General features: G+C 66.7%; 18 protein-coding genes. 7 read left to right on the forward strand and 11 right to left on the reverse strand.

The genetic code is table 11. The features are described 5' to 3' along the window. Positions 1 to 32 precede the first annotated feature (32 nt). Genes AC6BOR_RS14975 through AC6BOR_RS14985 form a run of 3 tightly spaced genes read right to left on the reverse strand, consistent with a single transcriptional unit; the run spans position 33 to position 1,623 of the window. Positions 33 to 806 (reverse strand): sulfite exporter TauE/SafE family protein, encoded by a 774-nt coding sequence (locus AC6BOR_RS14975; RefSeq protein WP_498059152.1) that lies wholly within the window; start codon positions 804 to 806, stop codon positions 33 to 35. Then, positions 785 to 1,318: a rhodanese family protein gene (locus AC6BOR_RS14980; protein WP_498059153.1), complete on the reverse strand. Its 534-nt coding sequence runs from the start codon at positions 1,316 to 1,318 to the stop codon at positions 785 to 787. Before AC6BOR_RS14980 ends, AC6BOR_RS14975 begins: the two co-directional genes overlap by 22 nt. Next, complete coding sequence (locus tag AC6BOR_RS14985) at positions 1,315 to 1,623, reverse strand: ArsR/SmtB family transcription factor (protein ID WP_498059154.1); 309 nt, start codon at positions 1,621 to 1,623, stop codon at positions 1,315 to 1,317. Before AC6BOR_RS14985 ends, AC6BOR_RS14980 begins: the two co-directional genes overlap by 4 nt. A 64-nt stretch (positions 1,624 to 1,687) precedes the next feature. Between AC6BOR_RS14985 and AC6BOR_RS14990 the strand changes: the two genes are divergently transcribed. Beyond that, a complete protein-coding gene (locus AC6BOR_RS14990) occupies positions 1,688 to 2,551 on the forward strand; it encodes an MBL fold metallo-hydrolase (RefSeq protein ID WP_498059155.1) in 864 nt (287 codons plus the stop codon). A 56-nt stretch (positions 2,552 to 2,607) separates the two neighbouring features. Next, the gene (locus AC6BOR_RS14995; RefSeq protein ID WP_498059156.1) at positions 2,608 to 5,826 is read left to right on the forward strand and encodes a glycosyl hydrolase; all 3,219 of its coding nucleotides are present in this window, start codon (positions 2,608 to 2,610) and stop codon (positions 5,824 to 5,826) included. A 118-nt stretch (positions 5,827 to 5,944) separates the two neighbouring features. Here the strand turns inward: AC6BOR_RS14995 and AC6BOR_RS15000 are convergent, their stop codons facing one another. From AC6BOR_RS15000 to AC6BOR_RS15010, 3 genes are all read right to left on the reverse strand, one after another. Beyond that, entirely contained in the window at positions 5,945 to 6,403 is a 459-nt protein-coding gene (locus AC6BOR_RS15000) for an Lrp/AsnC family transcriptional regulator (RefSeq protein ID WP_498059157.1), read from the reverse strand. 98 nt (positions 6,404 to 6,501) lie between these two features. Beyond that, positions 6,502 to 6,783, reverse strand: coding sequence for a hypothetical protein (locus AC6BOR_RS15005; protein WP_498059158.1), 282 nt, complete (start codon positions 6,781 to 6,783; stop codon positions 6,502 to 6,504). Between the two features lie 107 nt (positions 6,784 to 6,890). After that, a complete protein-coding gene (locus AC6BOR_RS15010; RefSeq protein ID WP_498059159.1) occupies positions 6,891 to 8,852 on the reverse strand; it encodes a TIR domain-containing protein in 1,962 nt (653 codons plus the stop codon). A gap of 215 nt (positions 8,853 to 9,067) precedes the next feature. On the opposite strand from AC6BOR_RS15010, the gene hppD reads away from it, so the two are divergent. Together hppD and AC6BOR_RS15020 are read left to right on the forward strand one after the other, a co-directional pair. Further along, positions 9,068 to 10,162 (forward strand): 4-hydroxyphenylpyruvate dioxygenase, encoded by a 1,095-nt coding sequence (hppD, locus tag AC6BOR_RS15015; protein ID WP_498060674.1) that lies wholly within the window; start codon positions 9,068 to 9,070, stop codon positions 10,160 to 10,162. Beyond that, a complete protein-coding gene (locus AC6BOR_RS15020) occupies positions 10,159 to 10,698 on the forward strand; it encodes a VOC family protein (protein WP_498059160.1) in 540 nt (179 codons plus the stop codon). The genes hppD and AC6BOR_RS15020 overlap by 4 nt, the downstream gene beginning before the upstream one ends. A 166-nt stretch (positions 10,699 to 10,864) precedes the next feature. Here AC6BOR_RS15020 and AC6BOR_RS15025 read toward each other — a convergent pair whose 3' ends face one another. Genes AC6BOR_RS15025 through AC6BOR_RS15035 form a run of 3 tightly spaced genes read right to left on the reverse strand, consistent with a single transcriptional unit; the run spans position 10,865 to position 12,911 of the window. After that, positions 10,865 to 11,329 (reverse strand): YybH family protein, encoded by a 465-nt coding sequence (locus AC6BOR_RS15025; protein WP_498059161.1) that lies wholly within the window; start codon positions 11,327 to 11,329, stop codon positions 10,865 to 10,867. 14 nt (positions 11,330 to 11,343) lie between these two features. After that, positions 11,344 to 12,321 carry a quinone oxidoreductase family protein gene (locus tag AC6BOR_RS15030; RefSeq protein ID WP_498059162.1) on the reverse strand — a complete coding sequence of 326 codons (978 nt, stop codon included), beginning with the start codon at positions 12,319 to 12,321 and terminating at the stop codon, positions 11,344 to 11,346. Next, positions 12,318 to 12,911, reverse strand: a complete 594-nt coding sequence (locus tag AC6BOR_RS15035; protein ID WP_498059163.1) for a hypothetical protein — start codon at positions 12,909 to 12,911, stop codon at positions 12,318 to 12,320. The genes AC6BOR_RS15030 and AC6BOR_RS15035 overlap by 4 nt, the downstream gene beginning before the upstream one ends. A gap of 80 nt (positions 12,912 to 12,991) precedes the next feature. On the opposite strand from AC6BOR_RS15035, the gene AC6BOR_RS15040 reads away from it, so the two are divergent. Both AC6BOR_RS15040 and AC6BOR_RS15045 read left to right on the forward strand, forming a co-directional pair. After that, positions 12,992 to 13,726 (forward strand): hypothetical protein, encoded by a 735-nt coding sequence (locus AC6BOR_RS15040; RefSeq protein ID WP_498059164.1) that lies wholly within the window; start codon positions 12,992 to 12,994, stop codon positions 13,724 to 13,726. Continuing rightward, a complete protein-coding gene (locus AC6BOR_RS15045; RefSeq protein ID WP_498059165.1) occupies positions 13,723 to 14,013 on the forward strand; it encodes a DUF1330 domain-containing protein in 291 nt (96 codons plus the stop codon). The genes AC6BOR_RS15040 and AC6BOR_RS15045 overlap by 4 nt, the downstream gene beginning before the upstream one ends. Before the next feature lie 9 nt (positions 14,014 to 14,022). On the opposite strand, the gene AC6BOR_RS15050 is transcribed toward AC6BOR_RS15045, so the two are convergent. Continuing rightward, positions 14,023 to 16,101 carry a penicillin acylase family protein gene (locus tag AC6BOR_RS15050; RefSeq protein ID WP_498059166.1) on the reverse strand — a complete coding sequence of 693 codons (2,079 nt, stop codon included), beginning with the start codon at positions 16,099 to 16,101 and terminating at the stop codon, positions 14,023 to 14,025. 7 nt (positions 16,102 to 16,108) lie between these two features. Then, entirely contained in the window at positions 16,109 to 18,142 is a 2,034-nt protein-coding gene (locus AC6BOR_RS15055) for a S9 family peptidase (RefSeq protein ID WP_498059167.1), read from the reverse strand. A 76-nt stretch (positions 18,143 to 18,218) separates the two neighbouring features. Here AC6BOR_RS15055 and AC6BOR_RS15060 point away from each other — a divergent pair, with 76 nt between their 5' ends. Next, positions 18,219 to 19,391 carry an acyl-CoA dehydrogenase family protein gene (locus AC6BOR_RS15060; RefSeq protein WP_498059168.1) on the forward strand — a complete coding sequence of 391 codons (1,173 nt, stop codon included), beginning with the start codon at positions 18,219 to 18,221 and terminating at the stop codon, positions 19,389 to 19,391. Positions 19,392 to 19,399: the final 8 nt, after the last annotated feature.

The following is a 19,399-nucleotide window of genomic DNA, read 5'->3' on the forward strand; positions in this document are numbered from 1 at the left end:
AGGCACCGAACGCCCTTGCCACCTGCCGTCGCCTAAGCCAGCGCCCGCCAGCCGACATAAAGCGCCGTCACCACCACCATGGCCGCGAACAGCCGCCGCGCCAGCGCCGCATGGGCGGCCAGGCGCGGCACCAGCGGCCGGGCCACCGCCACGCCCAGCACCCCGCCCACGGCCAGCGCCAATAGCACCGGGCCATCCACCCGGCCGGCCATGGCATAGGTGCTGGCCGTTGCCACGCCAAACAACAGCACCGACAACAGGGAGGAGGCAGCGGCATTGGCCATCGTCATCCCAGTCGCCGCCATCAGGCCCGGCACGATCAGGAAACCGCCGCCAATGCCGAAAAAGCCGGCGGCAAAGCCCACCACCAGGCCGGCTGGCGCCAGTTTCAGCATCATCGGTCCATCCAGCCGCACGCCGGGATCGCCGCCGCTGGCCGCCGGGCGCAGCATCGCCAGCCCGACTGCCAGCATGGCCAGCGCAAAGCCGCCAAGCAGCGCCTGGCCGTCCACCCGCTGCGCCAGCGCGGCCCCGGCAAGCGAACCGGCCAGCCCCGCCACGGCAAACAGCGTCGCGCACGGCCATTTCACCGTGCCAGCCCGCGCCTGCACCGCCAGATTGGCCGCGGCGTTCAGCGCGACCGCCGCCGCCCCGGTGCCGATGGCGACATGGGGATCGCTGATGCCCACGCCATAGAGCAGCAGCGGCGTCGCCAGCACGGAACCGCCGCCGCCGAACAGGCCCAGCAGCAGCGCGATCAGCGCCCCGCCGGCCGCCGCGATGATCAGGCCGCCTGCCGGTTCCATGGCATCACCGCCAGCACACGCGCCATGCCGCACCAACCGCTGATGCCGGCAAAGCTGAGCCCGGCACCAACAAAGCCGGCAAGGCCGAACCAGCCCGGCGCGACGGCAAAGCCCAGCACCACACCGGTGAGCACCAGCAGACCCGCCACGATCTGCACCTGGCGCATCAGGGGCAGGGGCGCCGCCGCGCGGGCCCCGGCCAGCGGCAGCCCGGCCCGGGCCCAGCCATTCAGCCCACCGTCCAGCACCATTCCCATGCCGGCCGGCACTTGGCCCGCCAACCGCGCCGCATTGGCGCCCGTGCGCTGGCCCGACTGGCAGGTGAAAATCACCGGCACGGCGCGCCCGCAGGCCAGCGGCCCGGCATCGGGCAGTGACAGCGGGTGAGACAGCGCCCCGCCCACATGGGCTGCGGCAAATTCATCGGCTTCGCGCACATCGACCAGCAGTGCATGACCATCGGCCAAAAGGCGGGCGGCAGCCTCGGGGGCAATCGGTTGCAACATGGTCATTCTCCTTCCGGCGGGCAGAAAATCGCTGCCAGCGTTTCGATCACCCGCTGCACCGCCGGATCGGCGATGCGATAGAAAATCGCCTGGCCCTCGCGCCGCGTCGCCACCAGGCCATCGCTGCGCAGCCGGGCGAGATGCTGTGACAGGGCGGATTGCGACAGCCGGCTGGCGATCTGCCCGGCCTGCAACTCCCCGCCCACCAGTTGGCACAGCACCAACAGCCGGCCATCATGCGCCATCGCCTTCAAGAGCTGGCTGGCGCTGGCGGCGGCGGATTCGAATCGGGCCAGTTCATCGGGGCTCATGGCTGCAATATATGAGTTGATTCTAATTTAGCAATGGCTAATATGTGTCATGAGGAGTCGTCCGATGACCAAGCCCGATGTGTTCGCCCAATTCGATACCGCCACCAACAGCTGGACCTATCTGGTCAGCGATCCCGAAAGCGGGGAGGCGGCGATCATCGATCCGGTGCTGGATTATGAACCCAAGGGCGCGGTGGTCAGCCACGCCGGGCTTGACCGGCTGCTGGCCGAGGTGGCCCAAAAGAAGCTCAAGCTGCGCTGGATCATGGACACGCATGTCCACGCCGATCATCTGTCGGGCGGGGATTGGCTGCGCGCGCAGCTTGGCGTGCCGCTGGTGATCGGGTCCCGCATCGCCGATGTGCAACGCGAATTCGCGCCGCGCTTTGGCATGGATGATCTGCCCACCGATGGCCGCCAGTTCGATGTGCTGGCCGGCGATGGTGCCACCCTGGCGCTGGGCGCCATGCCCATCCGCGTCATCCACACGCCCGGCCACACCCCGGCCTGCGTCACCTATGTCATCGGTGATGCCGCCTTTGTGGGCGATACGTTGTTCATGCCGGATTATGGCACCGCCCGCTGCGATTTCCCCGGTGGCGATGCCGCCATGCTCCATGCCTCCATCCAGCGCATATTGGCGCTGCCGCCTGACACCCGCATCTTTGTCGGCCATGATTATCTGCCCGCCGGGCGCAGCGAATTTGCCTGTGAAACCAGCGTGGCGGCGCAGAAGGCCGGCAATATCCACGTGCATGATGGCGTTTCCGAAGCCGATTTCGTGGCAATGCGCCGCGCCCGCGATGCCACGCTGGCACCGCCGCTGCTGATCCTGCCCAGCCTGCAGGTCAACATCGCTGCCGGCCGGCTGCCGCCTGCCGATGCGGCCGGCCGCCGCTTCCTGAAATTGCCGCTCACCCGATCCTGATCGGCTTGCCGTCCGCGCCCCGCCTGCTATCCAACAGGCAAAAGGGGAGTGACGTGATGCGTGCATATGTCTGGGCAGCCAGCCTGATCGCCATGGCAGCGAGCGGTGCCGGTGCTGTGGAAGCGGCCAAACCTGCCGGGGTTGAATCCCTGTTGTCCGGCCTGAAATGGCGCAACATCGGCCCGGCGCGCGGTGGCCGCTCCATTTCGGCTGCCGGCAGCGTGGCGCGGCCCAACGAATATTGGTTTGCCGCCACCGGCGGTGGCCTGTGGAAAACCATTGATGGCGGCATCAGCTGGCAGCCGATGACCGACGGCAAGGTGGATACCGCCGCCTTCGGCGGGGTCGCCGTGTGCGAAGCCAACCCCGACATCGTCTATGCCACCACCGGCGAAACCCAGCTGCGCGGCAACATCCTGCCCGGCAACGGCGTGTGGAAAACCAGCGACGGCGGCAAGACCTGGGCCAAGATCGGCCTCGCCAACGTCCACAATTTCAGCCGCGTGCGCATCCATCCGAAAAATTGCGACACGGTGCTGGTTGGCGGCTTTGGCCATTATGGGGCGCCCAATGCCGATCGCGGCGTCTATCGCACCACCGATGGCGGCAAGAACTGGACGAAAACGCTCTATCGCGACGAGAAATCCGGCGCCGTCGATATCAGCATCGATCCGGCCAACCCCGATATCGTCTACGCCGCCCTGTGGGAGGCGTGGCGCAAGCCCTGGGGCATGTCATCCGGCGGGCCGGGTTCGGGCCTGTTCAAGAGCATGGATGGCGGTGCCACCTGGGCCGAGATCACCCGCGCCCCCGGCCTGCCCAAGGATGGCCTGATCGGCAAGATCGGTGTCAGCGTCTCCCCGGTCGATTCAAACCGCGTCTACGCCATCATCGAGCATGAGGCCGAAGGCGGCGTCTATGCCAGCAACGATGCCGGCAAGACCTGGGAAAAGCGCAACGACACCCGCGACCTGCGCCAGCGCGCCTTTTACTACACCCGCATTGTCGCCGATCCGAAGGACAAGGATCGCGTCTATGTCCTCAACGTCAATTTCCACCGCTCCGATGATGGCGGCAAGACCTTCCCCAAGAAGATCCGCGTGCCCCACGGCGACAATCATGATCTGTGGATCGCGGCCGACAACAACAACCGCATGGTTCAGGCCAACGACGGCGGCGCCAATGTCAGCGTGAACGGCGGCACCAGCTGGACCCGGCAGGATTTCTCCACCGCGCAAATCTATCGCCTGTCGCTGACTGCGCATCAGCCCTGGTATGCCTGCGGCGGCCAGCAGGACAATTCGACCATCTGCGTGCCCTCGCGCGCCTGGGGCCACAAGAATGTGTTGGGCGGCGCCTATGGCATTGCGGTTGGCGGCGGCGAAAGCGGCTATGTCGCGCCCGATCCCAAAAATCCCGACATCTTCTACGCCGGCAGCTATGGCGGCCTGCTCACGCGCTATGATCATGCCACCGGCAAATCGCGGGTGATCAACGTGCGGCCCGACAATCCGATGGGCTACAGCGCCGGCGACATTGCCGAGCGCTTCCAGTGGACCTTCCCGATCGTCTTTGATCCGCACGATCCGCAGACGCTCTATGTCACCTCCCAGCATGTCTGGAAAAGCCGCGACGAAGGCCAGAGTTGGACGAAGATCAGCCCTGACTTGACGCTGGCCGATCCCGCCACCCTGGGCCCGTCGGGCGGGCCGATCACCCGCGATCAGACCGGCGTTGAAACCTATGCCACCATCTTCGCGCTTGCCCCGTCGCGAAAGGAACCCGGCGTGATCTGGGCCGGCAGCGATGATGGCCTGGTGCACATCACCCGCGATGGTGGCGCCAGCTGGGCCAACATCACCCCGCCGGCCATGCCGAAATATGCCAAGATCACCACTGTCGAGGATTCACCCCACAGCCCCGGCACCGCCTATGTCGTCGCGCACCGCTTCCTGCTCGATGATTTTGCCCCCATCGCCTTCAAGACCAGCGATTACGGCAAGACATGGACGGCGATCACGACGGGCCTGGCGGCGGACGAGATGGTGCGGTCCATCCGCGAGGATGTCAGCCGGCCCGGCCTGTTGTTCCTTGGCACCGAACGCGGCGTGAAGCTCAGCCTGGATGGCGGCACCAGCTGGACGGCGCTGCAGGCCAACCTGCCCTCCGTCGAGGTCGCCGATCTGGCGGTGAAGGACAATGATCTGGTCATCGCCACCCACGGCCGCGGCTTCTGGGTGATGGAGAATATCAGCATCCTGCGCCAGCTGCAGCCGGGCACGGCGGCCGAAACCCGCCTGTTCCAGCCTGCCGCCGCCATCCGCGGTGTCGATGCCGGGGTGGCCATCGATTATCATCTGGCCGCCGCACCCAAAGCGCTGGCGCTGGAAATCCTCGGCCCCGATGGCGCGCTCATCCAGCGCTTTGAAGGCAAGGCCGAGGAGAAGGACAAGGACGCTGACAAAGGGAGGGACAAGAAACCCGAAGCCGGCGGCGACGACGATGATGATTTCGGCGGCCGCGCCCCTGCGGCGCCCACCGCCGCGATGAAGCCGGGCATGAACCGCTTCGTCTGGAACATGCGGCACAAGGGCTACACCGGCTTTGAAGGCATGGTGCTGTGGGCCGGCGCCAACCGAGGCATCCTGGCCGTGCCCGGCAGCTATCGCGCCCGCCTGATCATCGATGGCAAGCCGCAGGAGCAGGGCTTCGCCATCAAGGCCGATCCGCGTCTCAGCGTCTCGCAGGCCGATCTTCAGGCCCGCTTCGATCTGGCCTCGCAGGTCTCGGCCAAGGTCTCCGCCGCCAACGAGGCGATGCTGCTGATCCGCGGCATCCGCGCCCAGGCGGAGAGCCAGGCCAAGGCCAAGCCGCTACCAGCCGCCGTCACCGCCATGCTCGGCAAACTCGCCACCGTTGAGGGCGAGCTTTACCAGGTGAAGAACCGCAGCAGCCAGGACCCGCTCAACTATCCGATCAAGCTCAACAACAAGCTGGCGGCATTGCTGAACGTCGTCGAAGGCGGGGAGGCGGCCCCCACCGAGGGCGCCCGCCTGGTGTTCGCCGATCTGTCGGCCAAACTCGCCGCGCAACTGGCCGCGCTCGAGGCCGCGCTCGCCGATCTGCCCGCTGCCAACGCCGCGCTGAAGGCCGCCGGCCTCAAGCCGCTGGAACGGAAACCCCTGGCCGCCGCCGCCGCCAAGCCCGCGGCTGGCGACGATGATGCCGACGGCGGCGAGGAAGAAGAGGAAGAGGCCGAAAACCGCCGCTGGTAAAATCCTCCCCCTCTGGGGGAGGTGCCGAGCACCGCGAGGCGCAAGGGGCCGGCCACGACCATGCCGGGCTATCCCATCCGCCCTGCGGGCATGTTCCGCAGCTGGGCGAGGAATATCCTCACCCGATCGGCAGCGCCGTCGTGCTCTTCACCTCATCCAGGATGATGGACGATCGCGCCGTTGCCACCTCCGGCGCGGCCAGGATGCGGTGGCTCAGCAGCTGGTTGAAGCTGGCCAGATCGCGGGTGGCAACCTTCAGGATGATGTCCGCCTCCCCGGTCAGCTTCTGGCATTCCAGCACCTCGTCCAGCGCCAGGATGCGGCTGCGAAAGGCGTCGGCGGCCTCGGGCGCATGGCTTTTCATGGTGATCAGCACATAGGCCATCAGGCCGATGCCCAGCGACGCCGGGTTCAGCCGGGCATGAAAGCCGCGCACATGGCCGTCGCGCTTCAACGCCGCCATGCGGCGCGAACATTGCGAGGCCGAAAGCGCAATGGCATCGCTCATCTCCACCGGGCCGATGTCGCCGCGCTGTTGCCACACGGCCAGGATCTTCAGGTCATAGGCGTCAAGCATGCACGGGCCGTAGGGCAGGGGGCGCTGCAGCGCAACGACTGCGCATGAAAAAGGCGGCGGCCGCACGGGCAGCCGCCGCCTTCCTCATGTTGCAGGCCTTATTGGCGGCCGCCGCGGCTCACCGGGTTGGTGCGGTCGTCGCCGGCTGCCGGGGCAGCGGCGGCCGGGGCGGCAGCGGCGTCAGCAGCCGGCGCGGCGGCAGCGTCTGCCGCCGGGGCCATGGCGTCAGCGGCCGGGGCCATGGCATCGGCCGCCGGCGCCGCCTCAGCGGCCGGGGCTTCAGCCGCCGGGGCTTCGGCCGGGGCCTCTTCCTTCTTGTTGCAGCCAGCAAGGGTGAGAGCAGCCAGCGCAGCGCCAGCAAGCAGCAGTTTGTTCGACATGGTCATTCCCCAATTTGCGCCAGCGCCATGGGCCGGACCCATGGGGCGGGTGAAGTCATCGAATCAGCCCGTCCCCCGACGGGCTGCGGTGAGCATGCGGCAAAGCGTCAGACCTGTCCAACCGCCTGCGGCGCCCCGATCTGGCGCAGCACGGCCTGGAAGCGCGGATCGGCGCGCACCGGATCGAGCATCGGATCATGGGCGGCCAGGATCAGGCCGGAATCACGCTGCTGCAACGCCGCTTCCAGGCTGGCCAGTGCGCCGGCCCGGTCACCCCATTGCGCCAGCACCTCGGCCCGCTGAAAGGCCACCGCCTCGCCAAATTCCGCCGTCAGCCGCGCCAGATGCACTTCGCCGGCGGCCCGACCCGCTGTGCGGCCATCGATGATCGCCAGGCTGCGCAGCCGGCTCACCGGCCCCTGTTCGGCGCTGTAATGCCGCCGTGCGCCCGCCAGATCGCCCTGCGCCAGCGCCATGTCGCCCATCAGGCTGTGCACCGTGTCCATATCCGGCTGCAGCCGCAGCGCCGCGCCAAAGGCCGAAGCCGCCTCGGCCCAGGCGCGGGCGCCATATTCGATCACGCCCTTGCTGCGGAACACCCGCGGGTTGAGCGGATCGAGCAGCGTGGCCCGCGCCACAGCAGTGCGGGCGGTGGCGAAATCGCCCATCTGGCCCAGAAATTCGGCGCAGCCGGCCAGGATCGGGGCATTGCCCAGCCCCAATTCCAGCGCCCGGCGATAGGGATCGCGCGCGGCGGCCAGATCAAGCTGGCTCGACAGCAGATAGCCCAGCGCGGCATGGCCCTCCGCCATGTCGGGCGCCAGCGCGATGGCCTGCCGTGCCGAGACCAGCGCCTGCGCCCGCAGCGTGGCGGCCCTGGCACCATCATTGCTGTTGTTGGCAATCGTCACCAGGCAGCGTGACCGGGCGGCATGGGCCGCGCCATAGCGGCGATCGGCGGCAATGGCGGCATCATATTCGGCCAGGGCGGCCCGGTCGCTGGCATCGCTGGCCGCCGATTGATACAGCGCTTGGCCCTTCAGATAATGATCAAAGGCGGCGCTGCTGCGCGTGGCGCCCGGCCGCCGCGCCTGCCAGCCATCATCGCGGGCCAGGCTGGTAATCAGCGCGTCTGCGACCGTGGTGGCAATTTCCGCCTGCACCGCCAGCACATCGGCCAGGCTGCGGTCAAAACTCTGGCTCCAGCGTTCAAGGCCGCTGCTGCCATCCACCAGCCGCGCCGAAATGCGCACCCGCCCCGCCGCCGGCCGCACCGTGCCCATCAACAGGCTGGACACGCCCAGCGCCTTGGCAATCTGGCGCGGATCGGCATCACTTTGCCTGAACCCACCGGCCGATGCCGCGCCCGACACCAGCAGCTGGCGGTTCAGCGCCAGGGTGGTGCGCAATTCCTCGGCCAGGCCTTCGGCGAAATAATCATCGCTGGCCACACCCGACAGGTTGCGGAACGGCAGCACCGCAATGCTGCCCTGCGCCTGCGCCGGCTGTGGCCGCAGCAGGGCCCAGCCACCCGCCGCCGCCGCGACCAGCCCCGCTGCCCCGCCCAGCAGCCAGCGCCGGTCCACGCCGCGTCTGGCGCCGGCGCCGGCGACCTTCTTCGCCATGGCCGGTTGCGGCGCGCGCCCGCTGACAGCAGCCACAGCGGCCAGCACCTGTGGGAAGGGGGCGGCATCGGCCTTGCCGCTCCAGCCGCTCAGATCGATCACATGCAATTGCCGGAAACCCAGCGGCGGCAGGCCGCCATCCAGGCTCAAAGGCACCAGCCGGCCGCGGTCGCGCCCCACGGCGGCTTCGTCGCGCACCCAATGGCTGTCGTTTGCCGCCGCGCTCCACAGCACGACCACAGCATCCACCCGGTGCAGCGCCGCCTCGATGCTGGATTGAAACGCCTCGCCCCCGTGCAGCATGCCATCCCACCACACGTCGCAGCCGCTGGTCTGCAGCGCCGCCACCAGCCGCCGCGCCGCATCCGCATCGGCACTGGCATGGCTGACAAACAGGCTGGGCGCCGTGCCGCCGCCGTCCGTCTGGCCCGTCTGTTGGTTCACCCTGCAACCCCTCGCATGGCCGCCAGCCTAGCGGCTTTGCCGGCCAAAACCCAGCCCCGAAGCATTGGGCACGAATTTGGGCACGGATATTGGGCAAACCGCCACCAGCGCGCGAAAAGCGTGCACCGTCTGGGCCAAAGCGGGCACAGATTGCATGCCCCTTGCCACGATTTCGCGTTATCATTCGGCCATTGCCGGCAACCGGGGTTTTGATGATGGCCGATCTGTTTGACAATCCGCTGGGCCTTGATGGCTTTGAATTCATCGAATTCTGCGCGCCGGAAAAGGGCGTGCTGGAACCGGTGTTCGCTGCCATGGGCTTCACCCTTGTCGCCCGCCACCGTTCCAAGGATGTGCAGCTGTGGCGGCAAGGCGGCATCAACCTCATTGCCAATTATGAAAAACACAGCCCGGCCTGGTATTTCGCCGCCGAACATGGGCCATCCGCCTGCGGCATGGCCTGGCGGGTGAAGGATGCGCGCGCCGCCTATGCCGAGGCTTTGGAACGCGGCGCCGAGCCGGTCGAAAGCCGCACCGGGCCGATGGAACTGCGCCTGCCCGGTTTTCGCGGCATCGGCGGTTCGATCATCTATCTCATCGATCGCTATGGCCCGGAGCTTTCGATCTATGACATTGATTTCGTGTATGAACCGGGCGTTGACCGCAACCCGGTTGGGGCGGGCCTCAAGATCATCGATCACCTCACCCACAATGTCTATGGCGGCCGCATGGCGCACTGGGCGGCCTTTTACGAGCGCATCGCCAATTTCCGCGAGATCCGCTTCTTCGACATCAAGGGCGAATATACCGGCCTCACCAGCAAGGCGATGACCGCGCCCGACGGCAAGATCCGCATCCCGCTGAACGAGGAAGCCAAGGGCGGCAATGGCCAGATCGACGAATTCCTGCGCGCCTATAATGGCGAGGGCATCCAGCACATCGCCTTTGCCTGCGATGATCTGGTGGCCGTGTGGGATCGGCTGCGCGCGCTCGGCGTCAACTTCATGACGCCGCCGCCCGCCACCTATTACGCGATGCTCGACGAACGCCTGCCCGGCCATGGTGAGCCGGTGGCCGATCTGATGGCGCGCGGCATCCTGCTCGATGGCACGACCAACGGCCAGGATCAGGGGTCTAGGCGCCTGTTGCTGCAGATTTTTTCGGAAACCGTGGTCGGCCCGGTGTTCTTCGAATTCATCCAGCGCAAGGGCGACGAAGGCTTTGGCGAAGGCAATTTCAAGGCGCTGTTCGAAAGCATCGAGCGTGACCAGATCGCCCGCGGCGTGCTGGCGGTGGAGCCGGCGCAATGACGGTTCCGACCCTCAAGCGCATCCACCACGTCGCCTATCGCTGCCGCGACGCAGCCGAAACCGTGGCCTGGTATGAACGGGTGCTGGGCATGACCTACACCACCGCCTTTGCCGAGGATCATGTGCCCTCCACCGGCGCCTATGATCCCTATATGCACGTCTTCCTCGATTGCGGCGGTGGCAACGTGCTGGCGTTCTTCGAACTGCCGAACCAGCCGGAAATGGGCAAGGACCCTAACACCCCGGCCTGGGTGCAGCATCTGGCCTTTGAGGTTGAAAACGAAGCCGAACTGCTCGCCGCCAAGGTGCATCTCGAAGAGCAGGGGATCGATGTGCTGGGCCCGACCTGGCACGGCATCTTCAAGTCGATCTATTTCTTCGATCCCAACGGCCATAGGCTGGAGCTGGCCTGCAACATCGGCACGGCGCAGCAATATGCCGAGCTGAAGACGGTCGCCCCGCTGATGCTGGCGGAATGGCGCCAGACCAAGAAGGCCCCCAAGCACGCCGCCTGGCTGCATCAGCCGCCGGAATAAGCCTGTCCTACAGAGCGGCAATCTGTCATAGTCGGCAATTACCGCTCTGTCTCAATTGTAAAATACTGGCACCCCCAACGTGTAAACTTGGGCCGGGAATTACCGCGTTTTCAATCCTCATTCCCGGCAATTGTGTCAACTTTGTCAACTTAACAATTGCCGTTGGTCACGGCGTCACATCCGGCGTCGTGTTGTCCATGTCGCGCCACAGCTTCCAGTCACCCTTCTGCCATTTGTAGATGAGGATGGACCGGCCGGCCGTTCGGATCGGCGGGGCGCCCCCGGGCAGCTGCGCCGTCATCCAATAGCGGGCGATCACGAAGCCAAAGGGCTTTTTCGCCTGCACATCCTCGGGCTCGAAGCGGAAGGTCACGGTGGCGCCGCGATCCTTGAAGCGCCTGAGATAGGCAATGATCGCGTCTGCCCCCTTGGCGGCCGGGGCCTTGTCGGTCATCAGCCAGGCGTCATCGGCATAAAGCGCCCGGAGCGCTGTCCAGTCACCAGCGCTGTAGGCGGCGTTCCAGCGGTCTCCATGGCCGCGCAGCGCGTCTTCCGCCGGGCCGGCCACAACGGGGGCCGCAGCGATCAGGGCCGCAGCGAGCAGGGTTGGGGTGATCAGGGCAGTTTTCACGACAGGCGCTCCGTTCAGGGGATGAGCAGGCTGGAACCGGTGGTGGCCCGGCCTTCCAGCGCGACATGGGCCGCCGCCGCTTCGCCCAGCCGCCAGCGCTGGCCGATGCTGATGGCGATCTGCCGCGACGCGATCATGTCCCACACGCGGGCGGCCCCGGCGGCGCGCTCCTCTGGCGTGGTGTAATAATCAAACAGGGTCGGCCGGGTGTTCACCAGGCTGCCCTTTTGCGCCAGCACGGCCAGTTCCACCGGCCCCACCGCCGCATCGGCATTGCCATAATTGACGATCAGGCCGCGCCGGCCGGTGGCATCAAGGCTGGCCGCCCAGGTGGAGCGGCCAACGCCGTCATAGGTCACCCGCACGCCGGCGCCATTGGTCAATGCCCGCACTGCCGGCGCCACCTCGGTTTCGGCATAGTTGATGACATGGTCACAGCCCGCGCCCCGAGCCGCTTCGGCCTTGGCTGCGCTCGAAACCGTGCCGATCACGATCGCGCCCACCGATTTCAGCCATTGCACCAGGATCAGGCCAACACCGCCGGCCGCCGCATGCACCAGCACCGGCCAGCCGGCCTCCACCCGGGCGCAGCGTTCGACCAGGAATTCCGCCGTGGCCGCCTTCAGGAAGCCGGCCGCCGCAGTGTCGTCGTCAATCGCGTCGGGCAGGGCAAACAGGCTGGCGGCCGCAATATTGCGGTGGCTGGCATAGGCGCCGCGTTCGGGGCCAAAGCTCACCACCCGGTCGCCTTCGCGCCACTGGGTCACGCCCGGCCCCACCGCCACGACCACGCCGGCTGCTTCCAGCCCCAGGCCGCCGGGCAGGGGCATGGGATAGATGCCACGCCGATAATAAGTGTCGATGAAATTGATGCCGATGCTGCGGTGCTGCACCATGACCGCGCCGGGCCCGGGCGGCGGCAGCACTTCCTCCTCCCATGTGATCACCTCCGGCCCGCCGGTCTGGCGGACGATGGCCCGGGTCGCCTTCATCGTGCCCCCCGCGTGCAGCTGCCCTGCACCCAGCGCAGGTTGATGCCGATCAGTTTCGCGGCGGGATCGGCCCAGCTGTAGCTGACGGCCCGGTTGGGTTGATCCGGCGTGTGGACATAAAGCACCAGCGACGGCCGGTTCTGGCTGGGCGGCGGCCACACCACGTTGCGCAGCCGCAGCTCCACCGCCGGGGCGCTGTCCACCGCGCTCACCACCCGGCCACCAGCATCGTGGGTGACCAGATTGGCAGCAAACGTCCAATCATCCTTGCCGTCGGGCTTTTTCGCGGTCTTGAGGGTGGAAATCCAGCAGGTGAAGGTCTCGCCCTTCTTCACCACGGTGGCTTGCCCGCTGGCGCTGTGCAGGCTGATGCGGCCATCGCCCTGGGCAAGGCCGGGCGGGTCGCCGGCGGCCCAATCAGTCAGCGCCTTGCCGTGCCAGTCGATCCGGCGCCAGCGGCCATCGGCGGCCACCTCCACCCCCGTCCAGGCCGGGATCGCCGGATCATTCCGTTCCCGCGCGAAATAATGGTCATCCTCGTTGGTATAGACCCCAGGGGCGAGGGCGGCAGCGAGGAGCAGGGCAAGCATGCGCCCGAGTATTGCCAATTTGTCCGGACAAATCCATAGTCGAAATGCGGGAGGTGATGATGCTTTCGATCATGCTTTTGATGGCTGCAGCCACGGTGGAAGCCGAAACCCCGCGCGCCATCATCGAACGCGCGGTGGCGGTGGCCGGCGGCGAACGCTGGCTGAACCCGGAAACCCTGGTGCTGGAAGGCAGCGCCGATTTCTACAGCCCCACCGTTGCCGGCCCGGTGCGCCATGTTGATGATTATCGCATGTGGCGGGCGATGGATGCGGGCCGCACCGCCGCCCATGCCGCCGATGGCAAGGTGCGGATCACCGCAAAGATCAACGGCAAGTTGCTGTTCGAGGTGGGGTTTGACGGCGCCACCACCTGGAATGACAAGGGGATCGTGCCCAAGGCCGAGGCCGACCGATATTGGGCGGAGAATTTCGGCTTCGGCATCATCCGCCAGGCGCTGAAACAGGGCTTCACGCTGGAACGTGCGCCCGATCGCGACATTGGCGGCCACGCGCTGAAGATGGTGCGGGTGATCGATCCGGCCGGCGTCGCCACCCTGTTCGGCATCGACGCCCGGCACCATTTCATCCGCTACATGGGCTTTGCCACGCCGCGCGGCTGGCACGAGCGGGTCTATGATGATTTCGTGGTGGGCAGGAACCCGCGCTGGCTGCAGGCGCGCGAGGTGACGCTGTTCTACAACGGCGTGCGCCAAAACACGGTGCACTGGCAACGCTTTGTCGTCGGCCAACCCATCCCCGACCGCCAGTTCGCCCCGCCGCCTGAGCTGACCAACATCGCAGGAGCCGCCAAATGACCGCCTGGCTGGTGATCACCGCCCGCATCCACGACCGGGAGAAGTTCATCACCGGCTATGGCCCCGCCGCCGCCAAATTGGTTGCGCAATTCGGCGGCCGCTACGTCATCCGCGCCCCGGGCGCCGTCCGCCTGGAAGGGGACGGCATGGACGGCGCCTCGGTCGTCGTCTCCGAATGGCCCGACCGCGCAGCCGCGCTGGCCTTCTGGAATTCGCCCGAATATGCCGAGGTGAAGAAATTGCGCGACGGGCTGGCCGAGGTGCAGGTCATGCTGGTCGGGGATTGAACCCGGCGCTCAATACACGTCCCGCCGCTCCAGGTTCCGCTCCACCTCGTCCCGCGTCAGCCACAATTGCCGGAAGCGCTTCTCGCCCATGGCCTCCAGTTGGTCGCTGCGGTGGGGGGTGCCGGGCTGGCTGCTGTTGCCATAGCTCATGGTGGCAATCGCCTTCATCGGCGTCGAGAACTGGATCAAATTCACCCAGGTTTCGCCCGCCACCGGCACGCGCGTGCCGTCTTTCCAGGGCCCCCAGCTGATGGTGCGGAACAGGCCCAGCGGCCCGGCACCACCATGGCCGGGCACCGAGAGGGCCTCCCCTGCGACAAAGCGCGAGACATCGCCATAGCGCGGATCGATGCGGCCATGGCGCGCCTTCACCGCCTGCGCCGCGGCGGCGAGCATGGCGGTCGCCTGGGCATCGTCGCGGATGCCGGACGGGGTGTTCAGCGGATCATCGAGCGTCCATGGCTTGATGTAATTGCCTTCGTCCGACAGGCCGGGCCCGGCAAAGCGCCGCGCCCATTCCTCGAACAATATGGCGGCGCGACTGTCCGCCTCGAAGCGATTGTCCCACCCGGCCAGCAGGTCACGCGCGGCGCGGACATCGGGATCGGCGCTGCCGGCGCTGGCGGCGAGCAATGGGCCTTTCAGCCGCTCGGCCATCAGGCTGGTGGTCGTCAGCTTGCGGCGCTGGAATTCGGCAAAGCTCAATCGGTCATCGCCCATCAGCAGCCGGGCCGACATTTGGGCGCGCAGGCTCATCGGCTCGGTCGCCGCCACATGCGCCGCGAAATCCGCCGGCTTCAACACGCGCGGCACGGTGTTCACCCAGGGCACGTCATTGGCGTTCTGCACAAAGCCGCCGGGCGGATCGAGCGCCTTGGGCAGGCTTTCATAGGGCTCGATCTCGGTCGAGATCAGCTCGCTGCGATCGCCGGGCACCAGGCCAGACCAATACTCATGGCTGCCGCCCGTCTTGTGGCGGGGCAATATGCCGTTGGAAATATGGAAGACATGGCCGGCCCGGTCGGCATAGACGATGTTGAAGCTGGGGATCTGCAACCGCTTCAAGGCGCTTTCAAAGCCATTGAAATCCTTGGCGTTGCCCATGTCGAGATAGGCCTGCAGCACGCCGGGCCGGTCCAGCCCCGCGACGCGCACCGCCACCGGCTTGCCCTCCACCTCGAACACCGGGCCGTGAGCACTGTGCCGCTGCGCCCAGGTTTCGCGCTTCAAACTGCCATCGGGCTGGCGGATCAGCATCGCCTTCTTCACCATGCGATAGGCCAGCCGCTTGCCATCCAGACGATAACCATCGCCATCGACCACCAACGCATAGCGGGTGGCCCCCAGCATGTTGTTGACCGTGTTGGTGAAGCCCAGCTCGTTGTTGAAGGCAAAGCGCAGCACCGGCAGGCCGACCTGGGTGGCGCCATAGACCGTGTAGCCCGGCGCCGTGATCTGCGCCTCGTAATAGGTAAGCGGGGAGGGCGCCCACGGCAGGTGCGGATTGGCCAGCAGCATCGCCGCGCCCTCCACCGTGCGCCGGGGCGCCACCGCCCAGCCGTTGGAGCCGCCATCATCGCCAAGGCCGGTCGGGCCGGGCCTTGACGGCGGGGAGAGCATCCGCCCCATCGGCGCCACATAAAGAAACTGCATCAGCCGATGGGCGTGGGCCATCACGTCCACCCCGGTGATCGGCAGCACGCGCTTCAATTCGGCCGGCACATGATCCGGATGGGCCGCAAGATAGGCGTTGATGCCGGCGGCGAACGCATCAAGATTGGCGCGCATCTGCGGTGTCTGCGCCTTGTACCAGGCGATGCTGCGTTCCGGCACATCATGGGCGATCAGATAGCGGTCAAGCGCGGCATGGTCCGGCCCCCAATATTCCGCCGCCCGCGCCCGGCTCTCGCCATACATCCTGAGCAGGATATTGCCGTGGCTCGCTGCCTGCGCCCAGCCAAAGCCCTTGAAGGCGCCGGCCTCGCTGTCGGCGATGATGTGGGGCACGCCATGGCGATCCCACAGCACTTCATCGGCGATGGCCGGGGCGGCACTGGCCAGCAGCAGGGCGAACAGGGCGAGTTTCATGGGCGCCTCACTTCTTCAGGAAACGATTGTACCAGTCGATCACGGCCAGATTGGATTGCAGCCACTGGCTGGGCCGCCCCATGCCGTGATTGGCTTCGGGCAGGCGCACCATCATCGCCGGCACGCCGCGCGTCAGCAGGGCCTGATAATAGGCCTCGGTCTGGGCGATGGGCGTGCGGTAATCGGCTTCACCTGTGATCAGGATGGTGGGGGTCTTCACATTGCCCACCAGGCTGAAGGTCGATCGCCGCCAATAAAGCTCGCGATTGTCCCACGGATTGCCCACCACCCAGTTTGACATGGTGAGCGCGGTCAGGTCGCTGGTCAGCCCCTGGATGGTCCAGTCCGTCACCGGGCGCAGCGCCGCGGCGGCATTGAACCGGTCGGTCTTGCCGATGGCGAAGGTGGTGAGCACACCGCCGCCCGAACCGCCGCCGATGAACTGGTTGCGGGCATCGGCCCACGGCCGCTTCAGCACCTCGTCCACGCCGGCCATCAGATCATCATGGTCCGGCCCGGGATACTCGCCACCATATTCGGGGCTGATGCCATTGGCGAACTTCTCGCCATAACCGGTGGACCCGCGCGGGTTGGACCACAGCACGACATAGCCAGCCGCCGCATAAAGCTGGTGGGTGATCGAGAAATAGGGGCCATAATCGCCATTGGGCCCGCCGTGGATTTCCAGCGCGACCGGGTATTTCTTCGCCGGATCGAAATTGGGCGGATACTGGATCCAGCCTTCGATGGTCAGGCCATCGGGTGCTTTCCAAGTCAGCCTTTCCATGGCGCCGATCTGCTTGTCGGCCCGCCAGGCGGTGTTGAAATCGATCTTGCCGATCAATTTGCCGGCCTTCATCACGCCCAACCCGGCCGGGCGGTCTGCCTCCACCGTGGTGAAGGCGTGCACGTCGCTGCCTTCACTCCAGTCCCCGCCCGAGGACGGCAGGTAGAGACGCGTGCCGCCAATGGCCGGCACGATGATCTTGGCCGGTCCACCCGTCACCGGGATCGTGGCCACCCGCGTCAGGCCAACATCGCCATAGGCAATCATCAGCGACTTGCCGTCCTTCGCCCAAGAAAAATCACTCACCGGCCGGTCAAGGCTGGCGGTCACGGGCACCGCTTCGCCGCCGGCCAGCCGCTTCACCCACAAGCCGGGCTGGCTGTAGAATTTGCTCGTCTTCGGCTGGCCGATCCACGCCAGCCACTGCCCATCGGGGGACAGGCTGGCATTGGCTTCCACGCCGGCAATCGCCGTCAGCCGTTCCGGGGTGCCGCCATTGGCGCTGAGGCGATAGACATCGACGCCATCAAAGCCCCGGCGTTCGGCGGCCGGCCGGCTGTCGGCACTGTAAATCAGGCTCTGGCCGTCGGGTGCCCACTTGGCCTGGCCGCTGATCTGATCCGCCTCGCCCTTGGTCAACTGGGTCGGGCTGCCGCCTGTTGCCGGAACCACGAACAGATGATCGGCACCGGCCTTCAGATAGCCGGCCTCGTTGGTGCGATATTGCGAGGCGGTGATCACCCGCGGATCGGGTGCCCAGCTGGCACCGGCCGGCTTTTCCGGCATGCCGGGCACCTTGGCGCTGGCGGCGTCCACCCGGCCGGTAAAGGCGATGCGCGCGCCATCCGGGCTCCAGGCCAGGCTGCGCGCCGCCAGAGCGCCGCTGGTGATCGGCCGGCCGATGCCCTCGGCCACATCCATCACCCAGATCTGCGGCTTGCCCAGATAAGGCGCAACATAGGCGATGCGCTTGCCATCCGGCGCCCACACCGCGCCCCCGGCCCCCACCTGGCCGGGGATCAGCAGCCTTTTGTCCAGCCCGGTCTTCTCAACCTTGGCCAGCCACCATTCGGTCACGCGCCGGTCGGTCTGGATGTCGAACTGCATCCGCGTGAACAGCACATGGGCCCCATCCGGGCTGACCTCGACATTGTCGGTCATGCTGATGCGGTAAAGATCGGCGGGTTCCACCGGGCTGGCGGCCAGCGCGGCGGTGGAGGCCAGCAGAGCAGCGGCGAGAAGGGCGATTTTCATGGGCGTCCTGTCGTTTTCCAAAGGCTGTGCCGCAACGCTAGCAAGGGCACATTCGGCTGAACAGTGAGGACCCGGTATGACCATCAGTTTTGATGAATGGCGCGCGCGCTCGCCCTTTTATGACGAAACCCACGAGGCGGTGGCGCAAAGCGTGCGCAAGTTCATGGCGGCCGAGGTGCTGCCCCACATCGACCAGTGGGAAGAAGATGGCGAACTGCCGCGCGAACTGCACAAAAAGGCGGCGGCGGCCGGCATATTGGGCCTGAATTATCCCGAGGAATATGGCGGCCATTCGGAAGGCTTCAACGTGTTCCATGGGCTAACCCAGTCGGAGGAGCTGGCCGCGGCCGGGGCCGGCGGGCTGGGCGCCAGCCTGATGACCCACGGCATCGGCCTGCCGCCGATCCTGGCGCTTGGCAGCGAGGAAATGAAGCGGCGGATTGCGCCCGAAGTGCTGTCGGGGGACAAGATCATCAGCCTGGCCATCACCGAACCTTCGGGCGGATCGGACGTGGCGCAGCTGAAGACGCGGGCCGAACGCGTCGGCAACAAATATGTGGTGAACGGGCAGAAGATGTTCATCACCAGCGGCATGCGCGCCGACTACATGACGGTGGCAGTGCGCACCGGCGGGCCGGGCATGGCCGGCATTTCGCTGATGCTGATCGAAACCGACCGGCCGGGGGTGGGCCGCACGCGGCTGGACAAGATGGGCTGGCGCTGTTCCGACACGGCGGCCGTCTATTTCGACAATGTCGAGGTGCCGCCCGAAAATCTGATCGGGCCGGAAAATGGCGGCTTCATCGGCATCATGCGCAATTTCAACAGCGAGCGATTGGGCATGGCGCACGGCTGTTGCGCGATGGCGCGCGTGGCCCTGAAAGAAGCGATGGACTGGGCCCAGACCCGCGAAACCTTCGGCAAGCGGCTGGGCGCCCACCAGTCGATCCGCATCAAGCTGGCCGACTGCGCCCGCCAGATCGGCGCCACCCAGGCCTGGGTGGACCTGTGCGCGCATCAGCATATGCAGGGCAAGGGCGTGCCCGCCGATTATGCCATGCTGAAGGTGCAGGCCACCCGCATGCTGGAACATGTGGTGCGCGAGGCCGCCCAGGTGCTGGGCGGCGCCGGCTACATCACCGGCTCCAAGGTGGAGCGCATCTATCGCGAGGTGCGGGTGAACGCCATTGGCGGCGGTTCGGAAGAGATCATGCTCGATCTGGCCGGCCGGCAGATGGGTCTTGGCTGAATCGCTTC

It is taken from the genome of Sandarakinorhabdus sp. FBCC-B8862, assembly GCF_059745315.1.

Bases quoted from the DNA above. Each gene is read 5' to 3' on its own strand.
- AC6BOR_RS14975 (WP_498059152.1), bottom strand. From the start codon at position 806: ATGGAACCGGCAGGCGGCCTGATCATCGCGGCGGCCGGCGGGGCGCTG.
- AC6BOR_RS14980 (WP_498059153.1), bottom strand. From the start codon at position 1,318: ATGACCATGTTGCAACCGATTGCCCCCGAGGCTGCCGCCCGCCTTTTG.
- AC6BOR_RS14985 (WP_498059154.1), bottom strand. From the start codon at position 1,623: ATGAGCCCCGATGAACTGGCCCGATTCGAATCCGCCGCCGCCAGCGCC.
- AC6BOR_RS14990 (WP_498059155.1), top strand. From the start codon at position 1,688: ATGACCAAGCCCGATGTGTTCGCCCAATTCGATACCGCCACCAACAGC.
- AC6BOR_RS14995 (WP_498059156.1), top strand. From the start codon at position 2,608: ATGCGTGCATATGTCTGGGCAGCCAGCCTGATCGCCATGGCAGCGAGC.
- AC6BOR_RS15000 (WP_498059157.1), bottom strand. From the start codon at position 6,403: ATGCTTGACGCCTATGACCTGAAGATCCTGGCCGTGTGGCAACAGCGC.
- AC6BOR_RS15005 (WP_498059158.1), bottom strand. From the start codon at position 6,783: ATGTCGAACAAACTGCTGCTTGCTGGCGCTGCGCTGGCTGCTCTCACC.
- hppD (WP_498060674.1), top strand. From the start codon at position 9,068: ATGGCCGATCTGTTTGACAATCCGCTGGGCCTTGATGGCTTTGAATTC.
- AC6BOR_RS15020 (WP_498059160.1), top strand. From the start codon at position 10,159: ATGACGGTTCCGACCCTCAAGCGCATCCACCACGTCGCCTATCGCTGC.
- AC6BOR_RS15030 (WP_498059162.1), bottom strand. From the start codon at position 12,321: ATGAAGGCGACCCGGGCCATCGTCCGCCAGACCGGCGGGCCGGAGGTG.
- AC6BOR_RS15035 (WP_498059163.1), bottom strand. From the start codon at position 12,911: ATGCTTGCCCTGCTCCTCGCTGCCGCCCTCGCCCCTGGGGTCTATACC.
- AC6BOR_RS15040 (WP_498059164.1), top strand. From the start codon at position 12,992: ATGGCTGCAGCCACGGTGGAAGCCGAAACCCCGCGCGCCATCATCGAA.
- AC6BOR_RS15045 (WP_498059165.1), top strand. From the start codon at position 13,723: ATGACCGCCTGGCTGGTGATCACCGCCCGCATCCACGACCGGGAGAAG.
- AC6BOR_RS15050 (WP_498059166.1), bottom strand. From the start codon at position 16,101: ATGAAACTCGCCCTGTTCGCCCTGCTGCTGGCCAGTGCCGCCCCGGCC.
- AC6BOR_RS15055 (WP_498059167.1), bottom strand. From the start codon at position 18,142: ATGAAAATCGCCCTTCTCGCCGCTGCTCTGCTGGCCTCCACCGCCGCG.
- AC6BOR_RS15060 (WP_498059168.1), top strand. From the start codon at position 18,219: ATGACCATCAGTTTTGATGAATGGCGCGCGCGCTCGCCCTTTTATGAC.